At 67.0% G+C, this 18,935-nt stretch carries 22 protein-coding genes; 9 read left to right on the forward strand and 13 right to left on the reverse strand.

The genetic code is table 11. From position 1 onward, the window contains the following. Positions 1-120 precede the first annotated feature (120 nt). Complete coding sequence (locus WAX14_RS16090) at positions 121-1,374, forward strand: hypothetical protein (RefSeq protein WP_422629057.1); 1,254 nt, start codon at positions 121-123, stop codon at positions 1,372-1,374. A 46-nt stretch (positions 1,375-1,420) separates the two neighbouring features. Here WAX14_RS16090 and WAX14_RS16095 read toward each other — a convergent pair whose 3' ends face one another. Next, positions 1,421-2,209 carry a ParA family protein gene (locus WAX14_RS16095; protein WP_422629058.1) on the reverse strand — a complete coding sequence of 263 codons (789 nt, stop codon included), beginning with the start codon at positions 2,207-2,209 and terminating at the stop codon, positions 1,421-1,423. Positions 2,210-2,306: 97 nt separating this feature from the next. On the opposite strand from WAX14_RS16095, the gene WAX14_RS16100 reads away from it, so the two are divergent. Next, the gene (locus WAX14_RS16100) at positions 2,307-2,801 is read left to right on the forward strand and encodes a GNAT family N-acetyltransferase (RefSeq protein ID WP_422629059.1); all 495 of its coding nucleotides are present in this window, start codon (positions 2,307-2,309) and stop codon (positions 2,799-2,801) included. 20 nt (positions 2,802-2,821) lie between these two features. Here the strand turns inward: WAX14_RS16100 and WAX14_RS16105 are convergent, their stop codons facing one another. Continuing rightward, positions 2,822-3,283 (reverse strand): hypothetical protein, encoded by a 462-nt coding sequence (locus tag WAX14_RS16105; protein ID WP_422629060.1) that lies wholly within the window; start codon positions 3,281-3,283, stop codon positions 2,822-2,824. A 47-nt stretch (positions 3,284-3,330) separates the two neighbouring features. Here WAX14_RS16105 and WAX14_RS16110 point away from each other — a divergent pair, with 47 nt between their 5' ends. Beyond that, a complete protein-coding gene (locus WAX14_RS16110; RefSeq protein WP_422629061.1) occupies positions 3,331-4,269 on the forward strand; it encodes a diacylglycerol/lipid kinase family protein in 939 nt (312 codons plus the stop codon). 293 nt (positions 4,270-4,562) lie between these two features. Beyond that, complete coding sequence (locus tag WAX14_RS16115) at positions 4,563-4,817, forward strand: WhiB family transcriptional regulator (RefSeq protein ID WP_068157905.1); 255 nt, start codon at positions 4,563-4,565, stop codon at positions 4,815-4,817. Positions 4,818-4,951: 134 nt separating this feature from the next. Here WAX14_RS16115 and WAX14_RS16120 read toward each other — a convergent pair whose 3' ends face one another. Together WAX14_RS16120 and WAX14_RS16125 are read right to left on the reverse strand one after the other, a co-directional pair. Then, a complete protein-coding gene (locus WAX14_RS16120) occupies positions 4,952-6,430 on the reverse strand; it encodes a sensor histidine kinase (RefSeq protein ID WP_422629062.1) in 1,479 nt (492 codons plus the stop codon). Between the two features lie 14 nt (positions 6,431-6,444). After that, complete coding sequence (locus WAX14_RS16125; RefSeq protein ID WP_422629063.1) at positions 6,445-6,660, reverse strand: biotin/lipoyl-binding carrier protein; 216 nt, start codon at positions 6,658-6,660, stop codon at positions 6,445-6,447. Between the two features lie 95 nt (positions 6,661-6,755). On the opposite strand from WAX14_RS16125, the gene WAX14_RS16130 reads away from it, so the two are divergent. After that, positions 6,756-6,830, forward strand: a complete 75-nt coding sequence (locus WAX14_RS16130; protein WP_022597109.1) for a 50S ribosomal protein bL37 — start codon at positions 6,756-6,758, stop codon at positions 6,828-6,830. A gap of 125 nt (positions 6,831-6,955) precedes the next feature. Here the strand turns inward: WAX14_RS16130 and rsrA are convergent, their stop codons facing one another. Together rsrA and WAX14_RS16140 are read right to left on the reverse strand one after the other, a co-directional pair. Then, positions 6,956-7,234, reverse strand: a complete 279-nt coding sequence (gene rsrA / locus WAX14_RS16135; protein WP_422629064.1) for a mycothiol system anti-sigma-R factor — start codon at positions 7,232-7,234, stop codon at positions 6,956-6,958. Then, positions 7,231-7,911, reverse strand: coding sequence for a sigma-70 family RNA polymerase sigma factor (locus WAX14_RS16140; protein WP_422629065.1), 681 nt, complete (start codon positions 7,909-7,911; stop codon positions 7,231-7,233). The genes rsrA and WAX14_RS16140 overlap by 4 nt, the downstream gene beginning before the upstream one ends. 243 nt (positions 7,912-8,154) lie before the next feature. Here WAX14_RS16140 and WAX14_RS16145 point away from each other — a divergent pair, with 243 nt between their 5' ends. Beyond that, the gene (locus tag WAX14_RS16145; protein WP_422629066.1) at positions 8,155-8,694 is read left to right on the forward strand and encodes an aminoacyl-tRNA deacylase; all 540 of its coding nucleotides are present in this window, start codon (positions 8,155-8,157) and stop codon (positions 8,692-8,694) included. Here WAX14_RS16145 and WAX14_RS16150 read toward each other — a convergent pair. Beyond that, on the reverse strand, positions 8,676-9,431 hold the full coding sequence (locus WAX14_RS16150) for an SOS response-associated peptidase (RefSeq protein ID WP_422629067.1): 756 nt from the start codon (positions 9,429-9,431) through the stop codon (positions 8,676-8,678). The genes WAX14_RS16145 and WAX14_RS16150 overlap by 19 nt on opposite strands. Positions 9,432-9,508: 77 nt before the next feature. Between WAX14_RS16150 and aroA the strand changes: the two genes are divergently transcribed. Continuing rightward, positions 9,509-10,795 carry a 3-phosphoshikimate 1-carboxyvinyltransferase gene (aroA, locus tag WAX14_RS16155; protein WP_422629068.1) on the forward strand — a complete coding sequence of 429 codons (1,287 nt, stop codon included), beginning with the start codon at positions 9,509-9,511 and terminating at the stop codon, positions 10,793-10,795. Beyond that, positions 10,762-11,784 carry a ribosome small subunit-dependent GTPase A gene (gene rsgA, locus WAX14_RS16160; RefSeq protein WP_422629069.1) on the forward strand — a complete coding sequence of 341 codons (1,023 nt, stop codon included), beginning with the start codon at positions 10,762-10,764 and terminating at the stop codon, positions 11,782-11,784. The genes aroA and rsgA overlap by 34 nt, the downstream gene beginning before the upstream one ends. A 61-nt stretch (positions 11,785-11,845) precedes the next feature. On the opposite strand, the gene WAX14_RS16165 is transcribed toward rsgA, so the two are convergent. From WAX14_RS16165 to WAX14_RS16190, 6 genes are all read right to left on the reverse strand, one after another. Then, positions 11,846-13,081 (reverse strand): fatty acid desaturase family protein, encoded by a 1,236-nt coding sequence (locus tag WAX14_RS16165; protein ID WP_422629070.1) that lies wholly within the window; start codon positions 13,079-13,081, stop codon positions 11,846-11,848. 74 nt (positions 13,082-13,155) lie between these two features. Next, positions 13,156-14,400: a fatty acid desaturase family protein gene (locus WAX14_RS16170; protein WP_422629071.1), complete on the reverse strand. Its 1,245-nt coding sequence runs from the start codon at positions 14,398-14,400 to the stop codon at positions 13,156-13,158. A gap of 33 nt (positions 14,401-14,433) precedes the next feature. Further along, the gene (locus WAX14_RS16175) at positions 14,434-15,564 is read right to left on the reverse strand and encodes a ferredoxin reductase (protein ID WP_422629072.1); all 1,131 of its coding nucleotides are present in this window, start codon (positions 15,562-15,564) and stop codon (positions 14,434-14,436) included. Between the two features lie 106 nt (positions 15,565-15,670). Continuing rightward, complete coding sequence (locus WAX14_RS16180; protein WP_422629073.1) at positions 15,671-16,237, reverse strand: DUF6912 family protein; 567 nt, start codon at positions 16,235-16,237, stop codon at positions 15,671-15,673. After that, positions 16,224-17,642, reverse strand: a complete 1,419-nt coding sequence (locus WAX14_RS16185; RefSeq protein ID WP_422629074.1) for a WS/DGAT/MGAT family O-acyltransferase — start codon at positions 17,640-17,642, stop codon at positions 16,224-16,226. The genes WAX14_RS16180 and WAX14_RS16185 overlap by 14 nt, the downstream gene beginning before the upstream one ends. A 67-nt stretch (positions 17,643-17,709) precedes the next feature. Further along, positions 17,710-18,129 carry an HAD-IA family hydrolase gene (locus WAX14_RS16190; RefSeq protein ID WP_422629075.1) on the reverse strand — a complete coding sequence of 140 codons (420 nt, stop codon included), beginning with the start codon at positions 18,127-18,129 and terminating at the stop codon, positions 17,710-17,712. A gap of 194 nt (positions 18,130-18,323) precedes the next feature. On the opposite strand from WAX14_RS16190, the gene WAX14_RS16195 reads away from it, so the two are divergent. Then, positions 18,324-18,824 carry an Rv3235 family protein gene (locus WAX14_RS16195; protein WP_422629076.1) on the forward strand — a complete coding sequence of 167 codons (501 nt, stop codon included), beginning with the start codon at positions 18,324-18,326 and terminating at the stop codon, positions 18,822-18,824. Positions 18,825-18,935 lie beyond the last annotated feature (111 nt).

The raw sequence follows: 18,935 nt of genomic DNA on the forward strand, positions 1-18,935 counted from the left end.
CAGACGGCGACGCCCCTGCTCGCCGCAGGCGCCGGCGGCGTCGTGGGGGTTCGTCCTCGAACGCCACCGCAGGCACGCAGGACACGGTCTCGGCCTCGGCCGCTCAGTAGTCGCAGTCACGTGCTCGCGCCCGAGCGCCGCACGCGCACCGATCTGATCGTCGCAGCAGCACTCGCCGTCACCGTCCTGGTGGCGGCGAGTGTGATCTGGCTCCGATCCGACGCGCGCGGCACGACATCGATCACGTGGGACGGAGCTGTTGCCGTCCCGGCTGCTGCGACCGCGGTCCCGCCTGCCCTCACCGAAGTGTGGCGTGCTGCCAGCGCCGCCACCGCGCGGCCACTCGCAGTGGGCGGAACCGTCGCGATCGCCGATGGTGGCACCGTCGTGGGCCGTGATCTGGAAACCGGTGCCGAACACTGGCGCTATCAGCGGAACATGCCGCTGTGTGCGGCAACTGCCGCATGGCAGACCGTCGTCGCCGTCTACCGGGACCGGCGTGGATGCAGCCAGGTCACGCAGCTCACCGCCGCGAGCGGAGCGCGCGGTGCCCAACGGGCCAGCGACGCCGACGACGAGATCGCGCTCGTCGACGCCGGAACCCACCTGATCTCCGCAGGTGACCGCCGCCTCGAGATGTGGCGCTCGGATCTCGTCCGCACCGTCGAATACGGGTACCTCGACGCGGCCGTCAATCCGAATGCGCAACCACGAACGGGGTGCACATTGCTGTCCGCGGGTGCGAGCGCGACCCGGCTCACCGTCGTCGAACGCTGCCCGGGCGAGGCAGCCGACCGGCTGACCCTGCTCGATCCGGTGCCCGACGACAATCAGAAGCCCGAGGAATTCGCATCCTCCGTGCTGGCCGAATCCACCCAGGACGCCGTGGAAACCCCAGACACCGTGGGAACTCAAGGCACCGTGGGAACGCGCGTGGTCGCTGTTGTCGACGATCGGACTGCCCTGTACCTGCCGCCCGGTGACGGAACCGGCCCGCGCATCCGGGTGTTCGAAGGCGCCGGTCAGACAGTCGGCGAGTATCCACTCCCCCGCCCCGCCACCGATGCCGCGACCGTTCCCGCCCGGACGGTGGACGGGACCGTGACGTGGTGGACCGGGGAGGACACCATCGGTTTCGGGCCGTCGGACCTGGCACCGCGCTGGACGGTGCCCGGCACCACCGGCTGGGGTGATTCGATGGCCGGGTCGCTGCTGCTGCCGATCGACGGCGCGCTCGCCGTCGTCGACCCCGTATCCGGCGAGCTGCGTGGCCGAATTCCTGTCGATCGCGACACACCGGACCCGATCGCGGTGACCGTCGCGGGCGGTACCGTCCTCGAACAGCGCGGCGACGTTGTGGTCGCACTGCGCTGAACCGCACTGCGCTGAACCGCGCCGCACGAACCGCGCCGGACCGGGGCTACTGCTGGTCGAACGTCACCAGCTTCTTCCCTGCCCAGTATCCGAGCAGGTTCTCGGCGAGTTCACGATAGGCCTGCGCGCCCTTGTTCTTACGGCCGGCGAGTACCGTCGCCCCGGACGCCGATGCCTCCGCGAACCGGACGGTCCGAGGAATGGGCGGCGACAGCACCGGCATGTCGTACCGGTCCGCGACGTCGGCGAGCACGTCCCGACTGTGGGTGGTGCGCGCGTCGTACAGGGTCGGCAGCGCCCCGAGCAGTTCCAGGTCGGGATTGGTGACCTGCTTGACTTCCGACACCGTGCGCAGCAACTGGCCGACGCCGCGGTGCGCAAGGGTCTCGCACTGCAGCGGCACGAGCACCGCCTCCGCCGCGGTGAGCCCGTTGAGTGTCAGCACGCCGAGCGACGGCGGGCAGTCGATGACCACCACGTCGAAGTTGGGCAGGAGCGGCGCAAGTGCTCGTTTCAGCGCGAACTCACGCCCCGGGCGCATGAGCAGCATTGCCTCGGCGCCGGCAAGGTCGATCGTCGCGGGCAGCAGGCTCACCCCTTCGTCAGTGTCGAGCAGAACCTCCTTCGCTTCCGCATCGCCGACGAGCACGTCGTGCACGGACCGTTCGAGCCGGTCCGGGTTGTGCCCGAGGGAGAATGTCAGGCATCCCTGGGGGTCGAGGTCGACGACGAGTACCCGCTGCCCCACCCCCACCAATGCCGCCGCCAGCGACGCGACGGTGGTCGTCTTCGCGACGCCACCCTTCTGATTTGCCACCGCAAGTACCGTTGTCACGCGTCGATCCTCGCGCACTTCGCGCTTGTACGCGAGAATTGACACCACGTCGCGCACCCGACGAGCCGCGTCATTTCCGAAAGGACCGCATCCGATCGTGATCCGCCGTGCACGCCCAGACGATGTCGCCGCCGTCACCGGCCTGGTCCACGACCTCGCCGAATACGAGAAGGCCGCCTCCGAATGCACCGTGGTACCCGGGCAGATCCACACCGCACTGTTCGGCCCGGATCCGGCGGTGTTCGCGCACGTCGCCGAGACCGACGACGGCACCGTTGTCGGACTCGCGCTGTGGTTCCTGAACTTCTCCACGTGGGACGGAGTGCACGGAATCTACCTGGAAGATCTGTTCGTGAACCCCGAGTACCGCGGCCACGGGTACGGCCGCGCGCTGCTGACGGCGCTCGCCACCGAATGCGTCGATCGCGGCTACAGCCGGCTCAGCTGGTCGGTACTGGACTGGAACACGCCGTCGATCGGCTTCTATCGCGCGCTCGGGGCAGTTCCGCAGGACGAGTGGACGACATTCCGTCTCACCGGCGCCGCTCTGACGGCGCTGGGCACCGAGGCGCCTGCCGGGCCGATCGCCTGAGGAGCCCTGCCATCGCGGGATCAGCGCTCGCCCGGATCGTCCTCGCGTTCAGCGTCCGGCGCGTAGTCGTCCCCCAGCCAGGTCGTCGTCTGCGGAGCGAACAACAGCACCAGCGTCGGCAGTACGATCGCTGCGAGCACGATGCCGAGCGCCACCTGGTGCGAGTCGGTGAGCAGCGACCATGCGACCGGCAGCAGCAGCAACTGGGTGACGACGGCGACGGCCCTGCCCCAGTGTTTGCCGCGCAGTAGCGCGATCCCGGCGGCGAGCACCCCTCCGAACAGGATGCCCAGCCACAACCCGAGACCCAGTCCCAGTTCCAGTCCGTATTCACTGGTGGCACTCTCGTCGCGCGTCCCGGACAGCGCCAGCGCGATCGAATACACCGCGAACCCGATCGCGACAGCCCCTTCGAGGACGACGAGGGAACCCGCGATGCGTACGGTCGGCGGAATGATGTTGCGACGGGACTCGATGGGCACCCGGCCAGCGTAGTGGACCCGGCCGCGACCACTTAGGCTGATGTTCCGTGCGCGCTCTGCTGATCGTGAATCCCCACGCAACGACGACCACTCCCGCGGGTCGGGACCGGCTCGCGCATGCGCTCGGTGGCGCCGTCGCGCTGACCGTCGCACACACCACGCATCGTGGTCATGCCGCCGAACTGGCCAGATCCGCGCATGCCGACGGCATGGACGTGATCGTCGCTCACGGCGGCGACGGCACTGTCAACGAGATCGTCAACGGCATGCTGGGGTGCCCGTCCGATCCGGTGGATCCGACGCTGCCGCTGCTGGCCGTCGTGCCGGGGGGTTCTGCGAACGTGTTCGCGCGGTCGCTGGGAATGTCTGCGGATCCGATGGCGGCCACCGAACAGTTGCTCGGACTGCTCGCGGATCGGACGCACCGCCGGATCGGCCTCGGCCACTGCGCGGACCGCTGGTTCGTGTTCAACGCGGGACTGGGCCTGGACGCGCAGGTCTGCGAAGCGATCGACCTCAGCCGGGCCGAGGGGAAGCAGGTCACGACCGCCCGGTACGTACGGCACGCGATCACGCAGTTCTTCGCGTCCAAGCGCATCGAGCCCGCACTCACGGTCGAATTGCCGGGCCACGATCCGGTGCCCGGAGTGTTCTACGTGTTCGTGTCGAATTCGAGTCCGTGGACGTTCCTGGATGCACGCCCGGTGCACACCAATCCAGGCACATCCTTCGACACCGGATTGGGTGTTTTCGCGATGCGGACGATGGCTGTGGTCCCCACCTTGCGTCTGATCCGGCAGTTCCTCGTACGCCGCGGTGATCCACGGTCGAAGCACCTGGTTCGGGCCGACGACGTGGCGCGTGTCCGGGTAGTCGCGGGCCGGCCGATCGGCCTGCAGGTCGATGGTGACTATCTGGGCCTCCACACGGAGGTCGAGTTCGTTTCGGTGCCCGCGATACTCGACGTGGTGGCTCCCGCGCGGTGACACTGTGGCGCTCGCGCCGGGACACGGTGGCGCTCGCACTCGTGAATTTCACTGCTGTAATTATGTGAAACAGGCGACAGTCACCCTGTCAAGGGTGTAGAAAGTTAATTCGGCAACATGCCCGGACACCGGCGGCGTGAGCTTCCCCACGGTCGGGATGAATTCTATTGACTTCACGCTCGTTCGTGAAAGCATTCACAAGTAACCGCGCGGAAACGGTCGTCGAACGCGCGCATGAACTTGCAGAAACCATCACCCCGGTGCGGAGAGCACCTTCGAAGGAGAGTAGAAGCATGGACTGGCGCCACAAGGCAATCTGTCGCGACGAGGACCCGGAACTGTTCTTCCCCGTGGGAAACAGTGGCCCGGCCATCGCGCAGATTGCTGATGCCAAGCTCGTGTGCAACCGCTGCCCGGTGGTTGCGGATTGCCTGTCCTGGGCTCTCGAATCCGGTCAGGACGCCGGTGTCTGGGGCGGTATGAGCGAGGACGAGCGTCGCGCGCTCAAGCGTCGTAACGCACGCACTCGCGCACGCACCGCAGTGTAGACCGAACACGGCAGCCACCCCGCATCGCCGCGGGGCGGGTACCACAGGGCTCGATGACGGCCCGGCACCATTTCGGGTGCCGGGCTTTTGCCTGTCCGGGGGCAGGCCCGGCACCCGCGGTCCTCCGGCACAGGTCAGGTCGCCGGCATCCGTCCGAGCGGCAACCGCAGGCACGCGTCGGTTCCACCCGACTCGCCGCGCGCCAGGCGCAGCGTTCCGCCGAGTTCCGCAGCGATCAGCGTCCGAACGATCTGCAGTCCGAGCCGATCCGCCTCTTCGAGCACGAAACCGTCCGGCAAGCCCTTGCCGTCGTCGTTGACGACCACATCGAGCCAGCGCGCCGACCGGTCCGCGCGCAACGTCACGGTGCCGTGCACGCCGGGATCGAAGGCATGCTCCACCGAGTTCTGCACCAACTCGGTGAGAACCATGACCAGCGGAGTCGCCCGGTCCGCCGGGAACACGCCGAGGCTGCCCTCGCGGCGGACCCGAATCGAACTGCCCACAGTCGCGACGTCGATGACGATGGGGATCAACCGGTCGACAACGTCGTCCAGGTCGACTTCCTCGTCGACGGACATCGACAATGCCTCGTGCACGAGCGCGATCGAGGTGACGCGCCGAACCGCCTCACCGAGCGCCTGCTGAGCCTCCGCGTTCCCGGTGCGTCGCGCCTGCAACCGCAACAACGCCGCCACGGTCTGCAAGTTGTTCTTCACCCGATGGTGGATCTCGCGGATCGTCGCGTCCTTGCTCAGCAACGCGCGATCACGACGTTTGACCTCTGTGACATCGCGGATCACGACGGCCGCCCCCTCGAGCCGTCCGCCGGGTGCCAGCACGAGCGCCCTCAGCAGCACCGTCGCACCGCGCGCCTCGATTTCCATGCGCTGACCGATGCGGCCCTCCACCGCACCGCTCAAATATTCCGAAACGTCGCGGCTCTCGAACGGGTCGGTGACCAGCGCCCGCGTCGTCTCGATCAAATCCTGACCGACCAGATCGGAACTGAGACCCATGCGATGGTAGGCGGACAGCGCATTGGGACTTGCGTATGTCACGCGGCCGTCGCGGTCGAGCCGAATGAACCCGTCACCGGCCCGGGGGCTGGACTTCGTGTCCGATCGTGACTCCGGAGTCGGGAACGTTCCCTCACAGATCATCCGGTACAGCGCGTCGGCACAGTCCAGGTAGGCGGTTTCCAGTGCGCTCGTCGATCGCCGCGACACGTGTGCGGCGTCGCGGCTGAGCACCGCGATGACCTTGTCGTCCCAGCGCACCGGGACGGCCTGCCTGCGCAGCGGGACCGAGTCGGTCGGGTCGACGTCCGCGACGACGATCTTGCCCGTCTCGAATGCCCTCGGAACGTACGGATGCTCGTCCTCGGAGACCACGGTACCCACGGAGTCCTCCGGCAGCACGGTCGAGGCCGTCGTCGGCCTGCACTGTGCGACACACACGATCCCGCCGGGCTCCGCGTTCACCCACAACAGCATGTCGGCGAAGGACAGGTCGGCGAGCAACTGCCATTCGCCGACGACCCGCTGCAGATGATCCACCGCGGCGCCGGGCAGGTCGGTGTACTGGGCGAGCAGGGCACTGAGTGTCGACACCGGTCCGTAGCCGCTCAGGAGATGACGGCGATGAGGTCGCCTGCCTGCATGACGTCGCCGACGGCGACCTCGAGCGCGGTGACCGTCCCGGCGGTCTCGGCGAGGACCGGGATCTCCATCTTCATCGACTCGAGGATGACGAGAGTGTCGCCCACCTCGACGACGTCCCCGTTGTTCACCACCACCTCGAAGACAGTGGAAACCATCTCGGCGCGTACGTCTTCAGCCATCGAAACCCCAATCCGTGGACATCACGGCAGACCTGCCGACAGGACCACCCAACCACACGTGAAACACTGTAATGAACGAGAAAGGAGTCCAGACCATGGGTAAGCGAGGCCGCAAGAAGCGCAGTCGCAAGGGTAACGCCGCCAACCACGGTAAGCGCCCCAACGCCTGAGGCGTGCGCACAGACGTCGAGGGGCCGGAAAGCACATGCTTTCCGGCCCCTCGATCGGTGTGCCTGTCGGTTCGGCCTGCTGTCGGTTCGGCCTGCCTGCGGTGCCGCTCAGCCTGCGGTGCCGGTCAGCCTTCCGGCTCGATCCTGGTCACCACGACGGTCCGGCGGATCTCGACCATCAGTCGTTCCCGCATCCCCTCGGGCGCGTGTTCGCCGCCGCACTTTCGGCTGAGCAGCGATTTGATCTTCTCTTCCACCCCGTACGCTTCGAGACATTCGCCGCATTCGTGAAGGTGGCGCTGCAGTCTCGCACGGGAGGTGTCGTCGCACTCGGCGTCGAGCAGAAGGTACACGTCGGCGATCACCGCTGAGCAGTCGATGGGTTCGAATTCGAGCTCGCTCACCGGGCTTCCCCCTTGTCGTTCGTGCCGGCACTCGCAGTAGCCGTGCCGGCGGCATCTGCCGCTGCCCTGTCACCCCGGTTGAATCCGCGTTCGCGCGCGACATCGGCGAGCAGACCACGCAGTTGCTTGCGACCGCGGTGCAGACGCGACATCACCGTGCCGATGGGTGTGCCCATGATCTCGGCGATCTCCTTGTACGGGAATCCTTCGACGTCGGCGTAGTACACCGCCATCCGGAACTCCTCGGGGAGTTCTTGCAACGCGTTCTTGATCGCATCGTCCGGTAGTGCATCGAGCGCCTCGACCTCGGCCGATCGCAGTCCGGTGGAGCTGTGTTCGGCGGTCGCGGCGAGCTGCCAGTCGGTGATCTCGTCCGTCGGATACTGCGCCGGCTGGCGCTGCTTCTTACGGTACGAATTGATGTAGGTATTCGTCAGAATCCGGTACAACCACGCTTTGAGGTTGGTGCCCTTCTTGAAGGACGCGAAGGCCGAGAACGCCTTGATATAGGTCTCCTGAACCAAATCCTCGGCGTCCGCCGGGTTGCGGGTCATCCGCAGGGCGGCACCGTAGAGCTGGTCGAGCATCGGCAGCGCGTCGCGCTCGAACCGTTCGGCCAGTTCCGCACCCGACTCTTCGACCACACCCGACTCTTCGACCACACCCTTGTCGACCACACCGATCCCTTCACTTGCCGCTTCTGTGAAGGCTACCGTCCGAGGGGGAACCGGCGCAGGCGCCCGAGAGGGACACAACACAGGCACGCGGCACTCCGATCACTCGTCGTCGAATGGTTGCGCGACCCCTCGCCGGGGTCGACCACCACGAATCAACGCGAGGCCGTCGCGAGTTGTTCCCTGCCTGCGACCTGACCGCATGTCGGCTGTTCCTATGGTGACAGCTGTTCCTATGGTGACAGCATGGCTTCGACCTCGACCCCCGCGACGACGCTGCTCACCCGCCGGAAGGTGCCGCACCGGGTTCACGAGTACGACCACGACACCCGCGCGGTGTCGCACAGCGCCGGGTCCCGCGCGGTCTCGTACGGAACCGAAGCTGTCGATATCCTCGGCCCGCGTCTCGGCGTCGAGGCAGCGCAGGTGTTCAAGACGCTCATGGTGAAGCTGTCCGACGGCAAGCTCGCCGTTGCGGTGATCCCGGTGCCTGCAAAGCTCTCGCTCAAGTCCGTTGCGGGAGCGCTCGGTGTCGGAAAGGCGGTGATGGCGGAACCGGCCGATGCCGAACGCGCCACCGGGTACGTGCTCGGTGGGATCTCCCCGCTCGGCCAACGCAGTCGGCTCCGCACCGTCGTCGACGAATCGGCAGCGCGCTGGGGCCGGATGTTGTGCAGCGCCGGGCGGCGCGGATTGGAGATCGAACTGACTCCGGCCGATCTGATCCGGCTCACCGGTGCCGTGGTCGCGCCGATTACCGCCGGACGTCATAGCAGGGGAATCTGAACGCCGCTGCCGTCGTACGGGACCAGCAACTCGGGGCCGTCGTTGCGGACGCTGTTGACCTTCAGGGACACTCGCCGGATCGAAATCGCCGAGACCGCGTCGAGGCTCGGCTGGATCAGGTCCGGGTGGCCGAGACTGTCCGGATCCAGCCACGCATCCCACCGCTCGGGTGGAAGGATCAGCGGCATCCGGTCGTGGACGTTGCGTAACTGCGCAACCGAATCGGCAGTGAGAATCGTGGTGCTGAGCAGCGGCGGCGCGTCGGGCGACTTCGGGTCGTGCCACACGGCCCAGAGTCCGGCCATGCAGATCCGCGAACCATCCTGCGGGGACATGTAGTACGGCACCTTCGCGGCCTTGCCGTCCGGTGTCGGTTCGGTCTGCCATTCGTACCAGCCGTCCATCGGTACGAGGCAACGCTTGTACCGCAGCGACTGCGCGAACGACGGTTTCGTGGCTACCGACTCCGAGCGCGCATTGAACAGCGGGGCACTCTTGCCGACCTCCTTCGCGAACGACGGAACCAGGCCCCATCGCATGCGCCGGACCCGCCGCGTCGCGGGGTCGTCCGGATGCTCACGGTCGTGCCGGGCGACGACGGTGAGTACCTGCGTCGTCGGGGCGACGTTGTAGGTGGGGAAGGCGGTGCCATCAGGTTCCCCACCGGTTTCGTCGACCGCGTCGAGATCCGCCGCGAGGGTCGCCGGGTCTGCCGTCGTCGCATACCTGCCGCACATACACCGAGTGTGCCAGCCGACTCCGACAGCCGGGTTTCACCGAGCCGAACGCGCCGGATGCGCACTCGGTCCCCGCGATGGGAGAAGATGGTCGGGTGACCCTGTGGAAAGCCCCCCGAGCCGAGTCCCCCGTCGACGCGACCGTGACACTGCCCGGATCCAAGTCGATCACCAATCGCGCACTGATCCTCGCTGCCCTCGCCGACGGCCCCTCGACGATCGCCGGGGCGCTGCGCAGCCGCGACACCGACCTCATGATCGGTGCTCTGCGCGGGCTGGGCACGACGATCACCGAACGAGACGGTGGCACCACCCTCGACGTCACGCCGGGCGCACTGCGCGGCGGCGACGTCGCGTGCGGACTCGCCGGCACGGTGATGCGGTTCGTGCCGCCACTTGCGTCGCTGGCCGGTGGGGATGTCCACTTCGACGGCGACGAGCAGGCCCGAACCCGGCCGATGGACACGGTCCTGGGTGCGCTGCGGTCCCTCGGTGCGGACGTGGACGGCGACAGCCTTCCGTTCACCGTGCACGGTGCCGGTGCGTTGCGCGGCGGCACCGTCACCATCGACGCGTCCGGGTCGTCACAGTTCGTCAGCGGGCTGCTGCTGTCGGCAGCGCGTTACACAGACGGCGTCACCGTCCACCACGACGGCAAGCCGGTGCCGTCGATGCCGCACATCGACATGACCGTGGAGATGCTGCGCGCCGCCGGTGTCGACGTCGACACGTCCGATGCGAACACCTGGCGCGTGGCGCCCGGCCCGATCCGGGGGCTCGACGTCGACGTCGAACCGGACCTGTCGAACGCGACTCCGTTCCTCGCCGCGGCGGCCGTCACCGGCGGGTCGGTGTCGGTGCCGATGTGGCCGAAGACGACCACGCAGGCGGGCGACGCGATCCGCGGCATCCTCGAGCGCATGGGCGCGACCGTCGACTGGTCCGACGGAATCCTGACGGTCCGCGGTCCGGAGCGGCTCACCGGCATCGACATCGACCTGCACGATGTCGGTGAACTCGCCCCGACGGTCGCGGCGCTCGCCGTCTTCGCGGACACGCCGTCGCGGTTGCGCGGCATCGCGCACCTGCGTGGCCACGAAACCGATCGACTCGCGGCGCTGGTCACCGAAATCGTCCGGCTCGGTGGTTCGGCAACCGAAACCGACGACGGGATCCGCATCGAACCGGCCGCCCTGCACGGCGGACGGTGGCGGTCCTACGCCGATCACCGCATGGCCACCGCGGGAGCGATCGTCGGTCTCGTCGTCGACGATGTCGAGGTCGACGACATCGGCACGACCGCCAAGACTCTGCCCGCCTTCGAGTCGCGGTGGGCGGCGATGTTGACAGGGACGGGCTCCTGAACCGGCGGCGCCGGTACGACGAGTCGGACGTCCGGGTCCGCCCCGGCAAGAGCTCGCGGCCACGCACCAAGGACCGTCCGGCTCACCTCGACGCCGTCGACGGCATGGTCGTCTCGGTCGACCGGGGCCGCTGGGGTGTCGTTCTCGACGGCGACCCGGACCGGTTGATCGTCGCGATGCGCGCCCGTGAACTCGGACGCACGCCGATCGTCGTCGGCGATCGTGTAGGGGTCGTCGGTGATCTGTCGGGCCGCGCGGACACACTCTCACGGATCGTGCGGGTCCTCGAACGCGATACGGTGCTGCGGCGCACCGCCGACGACACCGATCCTTTCGAGCGGATCGTCGTCGCGAACGCACAGCGCCTGCTCATCGTCGTCGCACTCGCCGATCCGCCGCCCCGGACCGGTTTGGTCGAACGTGCCCTGGTGGCGGCATATGCAGGCGGTCTGTCGCCGGTGCTGTGCCTGACGAAATCCGATCTTGCCGACCCCGACGAGTTCACGGCCCAGTTCGCCGATCTGGATCTGCCGGTGATGCTGGTCGGCCGCGGCGACGACCTGAGCGAGCTCACCGCACTGATCGCCGATTCGGTCACCGCACTGATCGGCCATTCCGGTGTCGGCAAGTCGACACTGGTCAACCGACTGGTGCCGGACGCGGGCCGGGCGACCGGCGAGGTGTCCGGCGTCGGCAAGGGCCGGCATACCTCGACCCAGTCGGTCGCGTTGCCGTTGCCTGGCGGCGGCTGGGTCGTCGATACTCCCGGCATCCGCTCGTTCGGGCTCGCACACATTTCCGCGGAGAACGTGGTCGCCGCGTTCTCCGACCTGGCCGCGGCAGTGGAGAACTGTCCCCGCGGCTGTACCCATCTCGGCCCGCCGGCCGACCCGGAGTGCGCGCTGGACGACCTCACCGGAAAGTCGTTGCGCCGGGCGCAGGCGGTACGGGGACTGCTCACCTCACTCATCGAGAACGAAGCCCGGTGAACAGACGTGCCTGCCCCGACTCCATCCGGAGTCGGGGCAGGCACGGTGGAACTGTTGCAGCTCAGCGCATCCCGAGGACGCGGCGGACAAAACCGCGCTTGCGGGACTTCTCGATCGCCGTGGCCAGACCGACCCGACGGCCGGTCAGCGGATCGATCGCGGCCTCGCCGCCGAATCCGTGCTCGGATGCAGTCTCGGGGGCGGCGTCGCGGGTGTCGGTGAGGTACTTGTCGGGCAGCGACAACTTGGCGATGGTCCGCCACGACTTCCAGTACTGCACCGCGAGCGGGCCCGTGGTGTAGGGCAGGTCGTACTTCTCGCACAGCGCCTTCACCCGGATCGAGATCTCGTGGTACCGGTTGGACGGCAGGTCCGGGAAGATGTGGTGCTCGATCTGGTAGCTGAGGTTTCCGGTCATGAAGTCCATGACGCGACCGCCGGAAATGTTGGCGGACCCGAGCATCTGACGCAGGTACCACTCGTCGTGCGTCTCGTTCTCGATGTCGGCCTTGGTGAACTTCTCGGCGCCGTCCGGGAAGTGTCCGCAGAAGATGACGGCGTTGGTCCAGATGTTGCGCGCGAAGTTCGCGGTCGCGTTCGCGGTGAGCGTCGACTTCCATGCCTTGCCGGTCAGCGCCGGGTGCACGACGTAGTCCTTGAGGGTCTGCTTGCCGATCTTGACGAGCACCTCGCGGCCGAGTTGCTTGGTCTGCTCGCGGTCGTCGCGACCCTGGGCGACCTTGCCGAGCTCGAGCAACTGGATCGCGAGACCGTACTGGAACAGCGACGCGAGGATCGCGTTGTAGGCGAGATTGCCGATGTAGAACGGCTTCCATCGCTGATCGCGAGTCACCCGGAGCAACCCGTACCCCACGTCGGCGTCCATGCCGAGGATGTTGGTGTACTTGTGGTGCAGGTGATTGTGGGTCTGCTTCCAGTGCGCCGACGGATCGGCGTTGTCCCACTCCCAGTTCGCCGAGTGCACCTCGGGGTCGTTCATCCAGTCCCATTGCCCGTGCATCACATTGTGCCCGAGTTCCATGTTCTCGATGATCTTCGACAGTGACAGCATCCCGGTGCCCAGCAGCCACAGCGAGCGCTTGCGGGAACCGAAGAGCACTGCGCGCCCACCGATTTCGAGTCCGCGCTGCAAGCGGATCGTATTGCGGACGTAGCGGGCATCCCGCTCGCCGCGCGCACCCTCGATGTCGCGACGGATGGCGTCGAGTTCGTGGCCGATGGCCTCGACGTCAGCCTCCGTCAGGTGCGCGTACTCCTTGATGTCCGAAATGGCCATGCGGCTACCCTACCGTAAGTTACGGCTCCGTAGGTTGGTCGATTCCCGCCTGTGAGAGGAATCACAGAACAAGATCATTTCGACCGGCGCGCAGCACGTTTCGCCTCCGCATGGGCACGCAACGCGGTGAGTAGACCCCGCCGCCCGCCGGTGACCGGATCGACCGTCAACGCCGCCGAGATCCGGGTCGGCGAGAACTTGCGCTCGGACGACGTCTCCGGGGCATCGTCGGCGCCGGCCCGCAGGAAGCGGTCCGGCAACGCGAGTTTGTGGACCGTGCGCGACGCGAGCAGATACTGACGACCGAGAGAACCGGTCGTGTACGGCAGATCGTATTTGGCACACAGCGCACGCACCCGCGCCGCGATCTCCGGATACCGGTTGCTCGGCAGATCGGGGAACAGATGATGCTCGATCTGATAACTCAGATTCCCGGTCATGAATCCCATGACCGCACCGCCGGAGATGTTCGCACTACCGAGCAACTGCCGCAGATACCACTGCGCGTGCGTCTCGTTCTCGAACTGCTCGACGGTGAACTTCTCGGCCCCGTCCGGGAAGTGGCCACAGAAGATCACCGCATAGGCCCACAGGTTGCGGATCAGGTTCGCGGTGAGATTCGCCGACAGGGTGCTGCGCCAGGCCGGACCCGTCAACGCCGGGAACAGCACCGCATCCTTAAAAACCTGACGCGATGCCTTGAGCGCAAAGTCCTTGTTGGCCCGAGAATTCCACAGGTCGTGCGGAACCTGATCGGACTCCTTCTGCGACGACAGATCATGGAGCGCGATGCCCCACTCGAAGGTCGCGGCGAGGACCACGTTCGCGAACGGCTGCAGCAGGTTGCGCGGGCGCCACGGCACGTCACGCGTCATCCGCAGGATGCCGAACCCGATATCGTCGTCCATACCGACGATGTTCGTGTACGTGTGGTGCGCGTAATTGTGAGCGCGCTTCCAGTGCGCCGACGGTCCGGTCTGATCCCACTCCCAGGAGGTGGAGTGGATCTCCGGGTCGTTCATCCAATCCCACTGCCCGTGCATCACATTGTGCCCGAGCTCCATGTTCTCGATGATCTTCGACAGCGAGAGCATCCCGGTGCCCAGCAGCCACAGGGGTCGCTTCCGCGAACCGAACAGGGCCGCCCGCCCACCGATTTCGAGAACACGCTGAAGCCGGATGGTGTTGCGGATGTAGCGGGCGTCCCGCACACCGCGTGATTGTTCGATGTCACGGCGAATCGTGTCGAACTCACGACCCAGCATTTCGATGTCCGCATCACTGAGATGCGCGAACGCACGGATATCGGTGATAGCCACTCGGGGTCCTTCTATGGAACGGACGGAGGCAGGTCACGCATCGAGAGTGCAATCCCCGGCAGCCGCGGAAATACAGGTCTGGACGCGCTCTCCTTCGGAGTGCTCCTTGCCCGACCGCAGATCGACGATGTGCCCCTTCTCGAGCGGGACCACACAAGTCTGACAGATTCCCATGCGGCAGCCGAACGGCATCAGCGCACCGACGCTTTCACCGGCCTCGAGCAGCGTCGTCGCTCCGTCGATCGTGACCGTCTTGCCGGACTTGGCGAACGTGACGGTGCCGCCGGAACCCGAGGTATCGGCTCGACTGACCGCGAACCGCTCCAGATGCAGGCTGTCCTCGATGCCCGCCTTCTTCCAGAACGCCTCGATGTCGTCGAGCATCGACTGCGGGCCGCACGCCCAGGTCTGGCGCTCGCGCCAGTCGGGGCACAGCTCGTCGAGCCGGTCCAGAGCGAACTTTCCTTGTGAACGAGTGTGCTGCACGTGGGAGCGGAACCGCTCGTGCGTGGCGTCGAACGTCTCGAGTTCGGCGCGGAACATCACATCGTCCGCGGTCGGGGCCGAGTGCACGTGCACGATATCGGGCAGGTCGGCGTCACGGTCGACGGCGCGACGATCGAGCGTGCGCAGCATCGACATGATCGGGGTGATTCCACTACCGCCGGTGAGCATCAGGATGCGCTCCGGCGGCGGGTCGGGCAGCATGAAGTCGCCCTGCGGGGCCGCGAGTCGCACGATCGTGCCTGCCGGCACGCCGGTGACGAGGTGACTCGACAGGAAGCCTTCGGGCATCGCCTTGACCGCGATCGAGATGAGCTTGTCGTTCCAGGTCGGTGACGACGTCAGCGAGTAGGACCGCCAGTGCCAGCGACCGTCGATGTGCAGGCCGATACCGATGTACTGGCCCGAGGCGTATCCGAAGTCGAAGCCCCAGCCGGGCCTGATCACGAGGGTAGCCGAGTCGGTCGTCTCGGGGCGCACCTCGACGATGCGTCCGCGCAGTTCGCGCGCGGACCACAGCGGGTTGACCAGGTGGAGGTAGTCGTCGGGCAACAGCGGCGTGGTGAACCGCGCGACCGCACCGCGAACCAGATTCGACACGGATCGTTCGGACGCAGCGATGTGCGCCGCGGGATGCTCGATCCACTCCTTCAAACCCATCGACCACTTCTCCTCACCTAGTGCGGTTACGGTGCCGTAGGTTACCAGAAGTTACGGTCCCGTAGGTTACGGACAAGTAGTCGACAAGCGTCACGACCCGCTGTGGCTAGAGGAATTCCAGCAGGAACGGTATCTCCTGCGTCGCATACCAGGCCAGTTGGTGATCCTCCGCGTCGCCGAGCACGAACTCGGCTTCCTCGTCACCCATGTCCGCGGCATCGATCACCTCCACCGCCCGCGCCACATCGGCCGTGGCACCTTCGAGATCCACGTGCACGGACGCCACCGATGCCAGCGTCAGCGGCCCGACGAGCCGAACCACCGCGTCGTCGAGATCCGGCCTGGGGGTCGCCTCATCGACGTCCGCTGCCACCACCACGCGACGCGCAGGAACCTCCGCTCCGGATTTTCCGGCGGGACGGGATTCGTCGTCGGTGCGGGATTCGTCGTCTGTACGGGCAGCGAGCAACCGCAACGACGCCCGCGCGGCCTCAGACATGGCAACCTCGGCCAGTTCGTCATCGTCACCGGACGTGTAAGCCTCGCGCAAGGCGGCCGTCACCGCGAACGCCGTTCGGCTCACCGCGTCGACCTCACCGTCGGCGACCAGTCGTCGCAACATGTCGATCGTCGCCGGCACATAGACCCGCGTCTTGCCTCTACCTGCTGGCATCCAACAACTCCTCGAGTGCTTCCTGCAGCAGCGACGTCAGCACCCCGATATCGGGCATCGCATCGCGGTCCGCGTTCAAACCGTAGTAGACGCACCCGTTGTAGGACGTCAGCGCGATATTCAACGCCTGATTCTTCAGCAGCGGCGACACCGGATACATCTCCAGCACCGGCACACCGGCGAGGTACAGCAGGTGTTGTGGCCCCGGCGCGTTGGTGATCATCAGGTTGAACATGCGCTGCGAGAAACCGGTCGCCACCCGGACCCCCACCGCGTGCATGGTTGCCGGTGCGAAGCCCGAGATCCGGATCATGGCCTGCGCCGCAATCCTGCTCCGCTGCCGAGCATAGGCTTCGCCCGCGTGCGCGATGTGCGACAACCTCACCACCGGGTTCGGCTCCCCGACCGGCAGATCCACGAGGAACGTCGACACCTCGCCCTGCGGATGGACCTGGATCGTCCCCGCGGCCTCACTGTCCTCGACGTCGAGGGGGTCCTGCGTGTACACCGACATCGGGACCATCGCCCGCACGATCGAGGCCTCGGTCACCGGCTCCCTGCGGGAGAGCAGCCAGTACCTCAGCGCACCGGCGATCACCGCGAGTACGACATCGTTGACGGTGCAGCCGTACCGGGAACGAATCTTGCGGTACGGCTCCAGATCGGACCGGACCACCGCGAACCTGCGGCTGCGCGTGATCGACTCGTTCAGCGGGCTGTCCGGCGCAGACTGCGCGGCGGTCCGGGCCAGCCGCCCGACCACGTCGACAGCCTCGGTCGCCGTCGCAGCGAAGTTGCCCACCGCGGACCGCGCCGCCGCCAGGCCCTCCCCGGGTCGCGCAATCAGATCCGCGAGCGCACCGATCACCAGAGCCGTGTCCGACGGTTCCTGTTCCGGCATCCACAACTCTTCGGGCACCTGCCGGGGTGTCCGCTCCGAATCGAAGAGAACCTGTCCGATATCCAAGGCGTCCTCGCCGTCGACAAGCGCAGAATGCGACTTCGTGAACAGCGCACACCGGTTTCCGGAAAGGCCTTCGACGAGATACATCTCCCACAACGGGCGGGTTCGATCCAACGGGCGCGAGATCAACCGCGCCAACAGGTCGTGCAGTTGATCATCGGAACCCGGCCGCGGCAACGCCGAGCGGCGCACGTGATACGCAATGTCGAAGTCGCGGTCGTCCACCCACACGGGCCGCGCCAGTCCCAGCGCGACCTCTCGTACCTTCTGCCGATAGCGCGGCACCTCCGAGATCCGGCGTTCCACGAGTTGCAACAGGGTTTCGAAATCGAAACCACCCTCGGGTTCGGCGAGGATCGCAAGCGACCCGATATGCATCGGGGTGTTCGTCGTTTCCAAAAAGTAGAACGACGCGTCTTGCGCGGTCATGCGGGTCGTCATCTGCGAGTGTCCCCCTCACCCCGGTCCGTGACCGTTCCCTCGGCCGACGAAGTCACGGATATCGAGGTCACGGGCGCCCATCGTGGGCGCTCAACTCGAAGAGTACGGTCAGTTCCGCCAGAACGGCATCCGGACACTCGTGATGCACACCGACCATCCCGGCCGCGACCGCGCCGCGCACGTTCGTCACACGATCGTCGACGAAGACACACTGCGCCGGTTCCAGACCGAGCAGGCGTGCCACGAGCAGATAGCTGCGGCGATCGGGTTTGGCCACCCCGACCTCGCCGGACACCACCACTTCGTCGACGAACCGTCCACCGCCGAGGTCGCGCAGCAGGTCCGCCCCCGGACCGCCCGGCTCGTTGCTCAAAATCGCGGTCCGCACCCCCTGTGTGCGCACTGCGCCCACGAATTCCGCGAGGGCGCGGCCGTCCGTTCCAGGACCCGCGAGCACGCCACCGAAATCCAGAATCAATCCCCGCACCCACTCACCCTAGAGTCCCGGCACAGCAGAGTCCCGGCACAGCAGAGTCATGCCGGTACTCCGCCGGCGAGAGGGAGTATTCGGCGAGCGCCCGTGCCGACGGTGTGACACGATGACGGCGACTCCGTCCTCTCCCGGCGTCCACCACACCCCTCGTGGGTGTACCCACCGCGCACGTCGACTGGGAGAGACGCATGCCCGACACCTCCGGTATCCGCCACATCCTGCGGATCCCCCCGTACGAACCACCGTTCCGGCACGATCGGCCGCGTCGGTACACGACACGACGGGCAACCGCGCACGACGGCAGGTCACCGCGTCCGGAACGGACCGGACCTGCCCCCGCAACGTTCGCGGAGTGCATCGATCCGGCAGCCGCCGCGTTCGCCGACCGGGCAGTCCGACTCGTGCTCGAAGTGCTCGACCGGCGGCGGCCGGACAGCCAACTCGAGGCCGTGCTCGATCCCGTCGTGTGTGACGCGGTGGTACCCGCGCGGTCGGCGAACCCGACCGACGCGGGGAGCGCGATGCTGCTCCGCACCCGTCTGCGCAGCGTCGACACCGACACCGCCGAACTGTTCGGTTCGTACACGCGCGGCGGTCGTGTCCTCGCACTCGCCGGCCGCGTCACGCGGACCGCACCCACGCGTCGTACTCCACACGGCTGGCTCATCACCTCACTGTGGCTGGGCTGAACCGGCACTGCGGCTGGGCTGAACCGGCGCTGTGGGTGCGGGGCCGTCTCGGTCAGCGGCGGCGCGAACCGCCCTTCGCGTCCTTGCGCGCCGCGGCGCGCCGCTCCTTAC

The sequence above is a fragment of the Rhodococcus sp. (in: high G+C Gram-positive bacteria) genome (assembly GCF_049299235.1).
Classification (GTDB): Bacteria; Actinomycetota; Actinomycetes; order Mycobacteriales; family Mycobacteriaceae; genus Rhodococcus.

What these genes read in the sequence shown, in the direction of transcription:
- WAX14_RS16115 (WP_068157905.1), top strand. Translation starts at nt 4,563, where the DNA reads ATGGACTGGCGCCACAAGGCAATCTGTCGCGACGAGGACCCGGAACTG.
- WAX14_RS16125 (WP_422629063.1), bottom strand. Translation starts at nt 6,660, where the DNA reads ATGGCTGAAGACGTACGCGCCGAGATGGTTTCCACTGTCTTCGAGGTG.
- WAX14_RS16145 (WP_422629066.1), top strand. Translation starts at nt 8,155, where the DNA reads ATGGCTTCGACCTCGACCCCCGCGACGACGCTGCTCACCCGCCGGAAG.
- WAX14_RS16150 (WP_422629067.1), bottom strand. Translation starts at nt 9,431, where the DNA reads ATGTGCGGCAGGTATGCGACGACGGCAGACCCGGCGACCCTCGCGGCG.
- aroA (WP_422629068.1), top strand. Translation starts at nt 9,509, where the DNA reads ATGGGAGAAGATGGTCGGGTGACCCTGTGGAAAGCCCCCCGAGCCGAG.
- WAX14_RS16165 (WP_422629070.1), bottom strand. Translation starts at nt 13,081, where the DNA reads ATGGCCATTTCGGACATCAAGGAGTACGCGCACCTGACGGAGGCTGAC.
- WAX14_RS16175 (WP_422629072.1), bottom strand. Translation starts at nt 15,564, where the DNA reads ATGGGTTTGAAGGAGTGGATCGAGCATCCCGCGGCGCACATCGCTGCG.
- WAX14_RS16180 (WP_422629073.1), bottom strand. Translation starts at nt 16,237, where the DNA reads ATGCCAGCAGGTAGAGGCAAGACGCGGGTCTATGTGCCGGCGACGATC.
- WAX14_RS16185 (WP_422629074.1), bottom strand. Translation starts at nt 17,642, where the DNA reads ATGACGACCCGCATGACCGCGCAAGACGCGTCGTTCTACTTTTTGGAA.
- WAX14_RS16195 (WP_422629076.1), top strand. Translation starts at nt 18,324, where the DNA reads ATGCCCGACACCTCCGGTATCCGCCACATCCTGCGGATCCCCCCGTAC.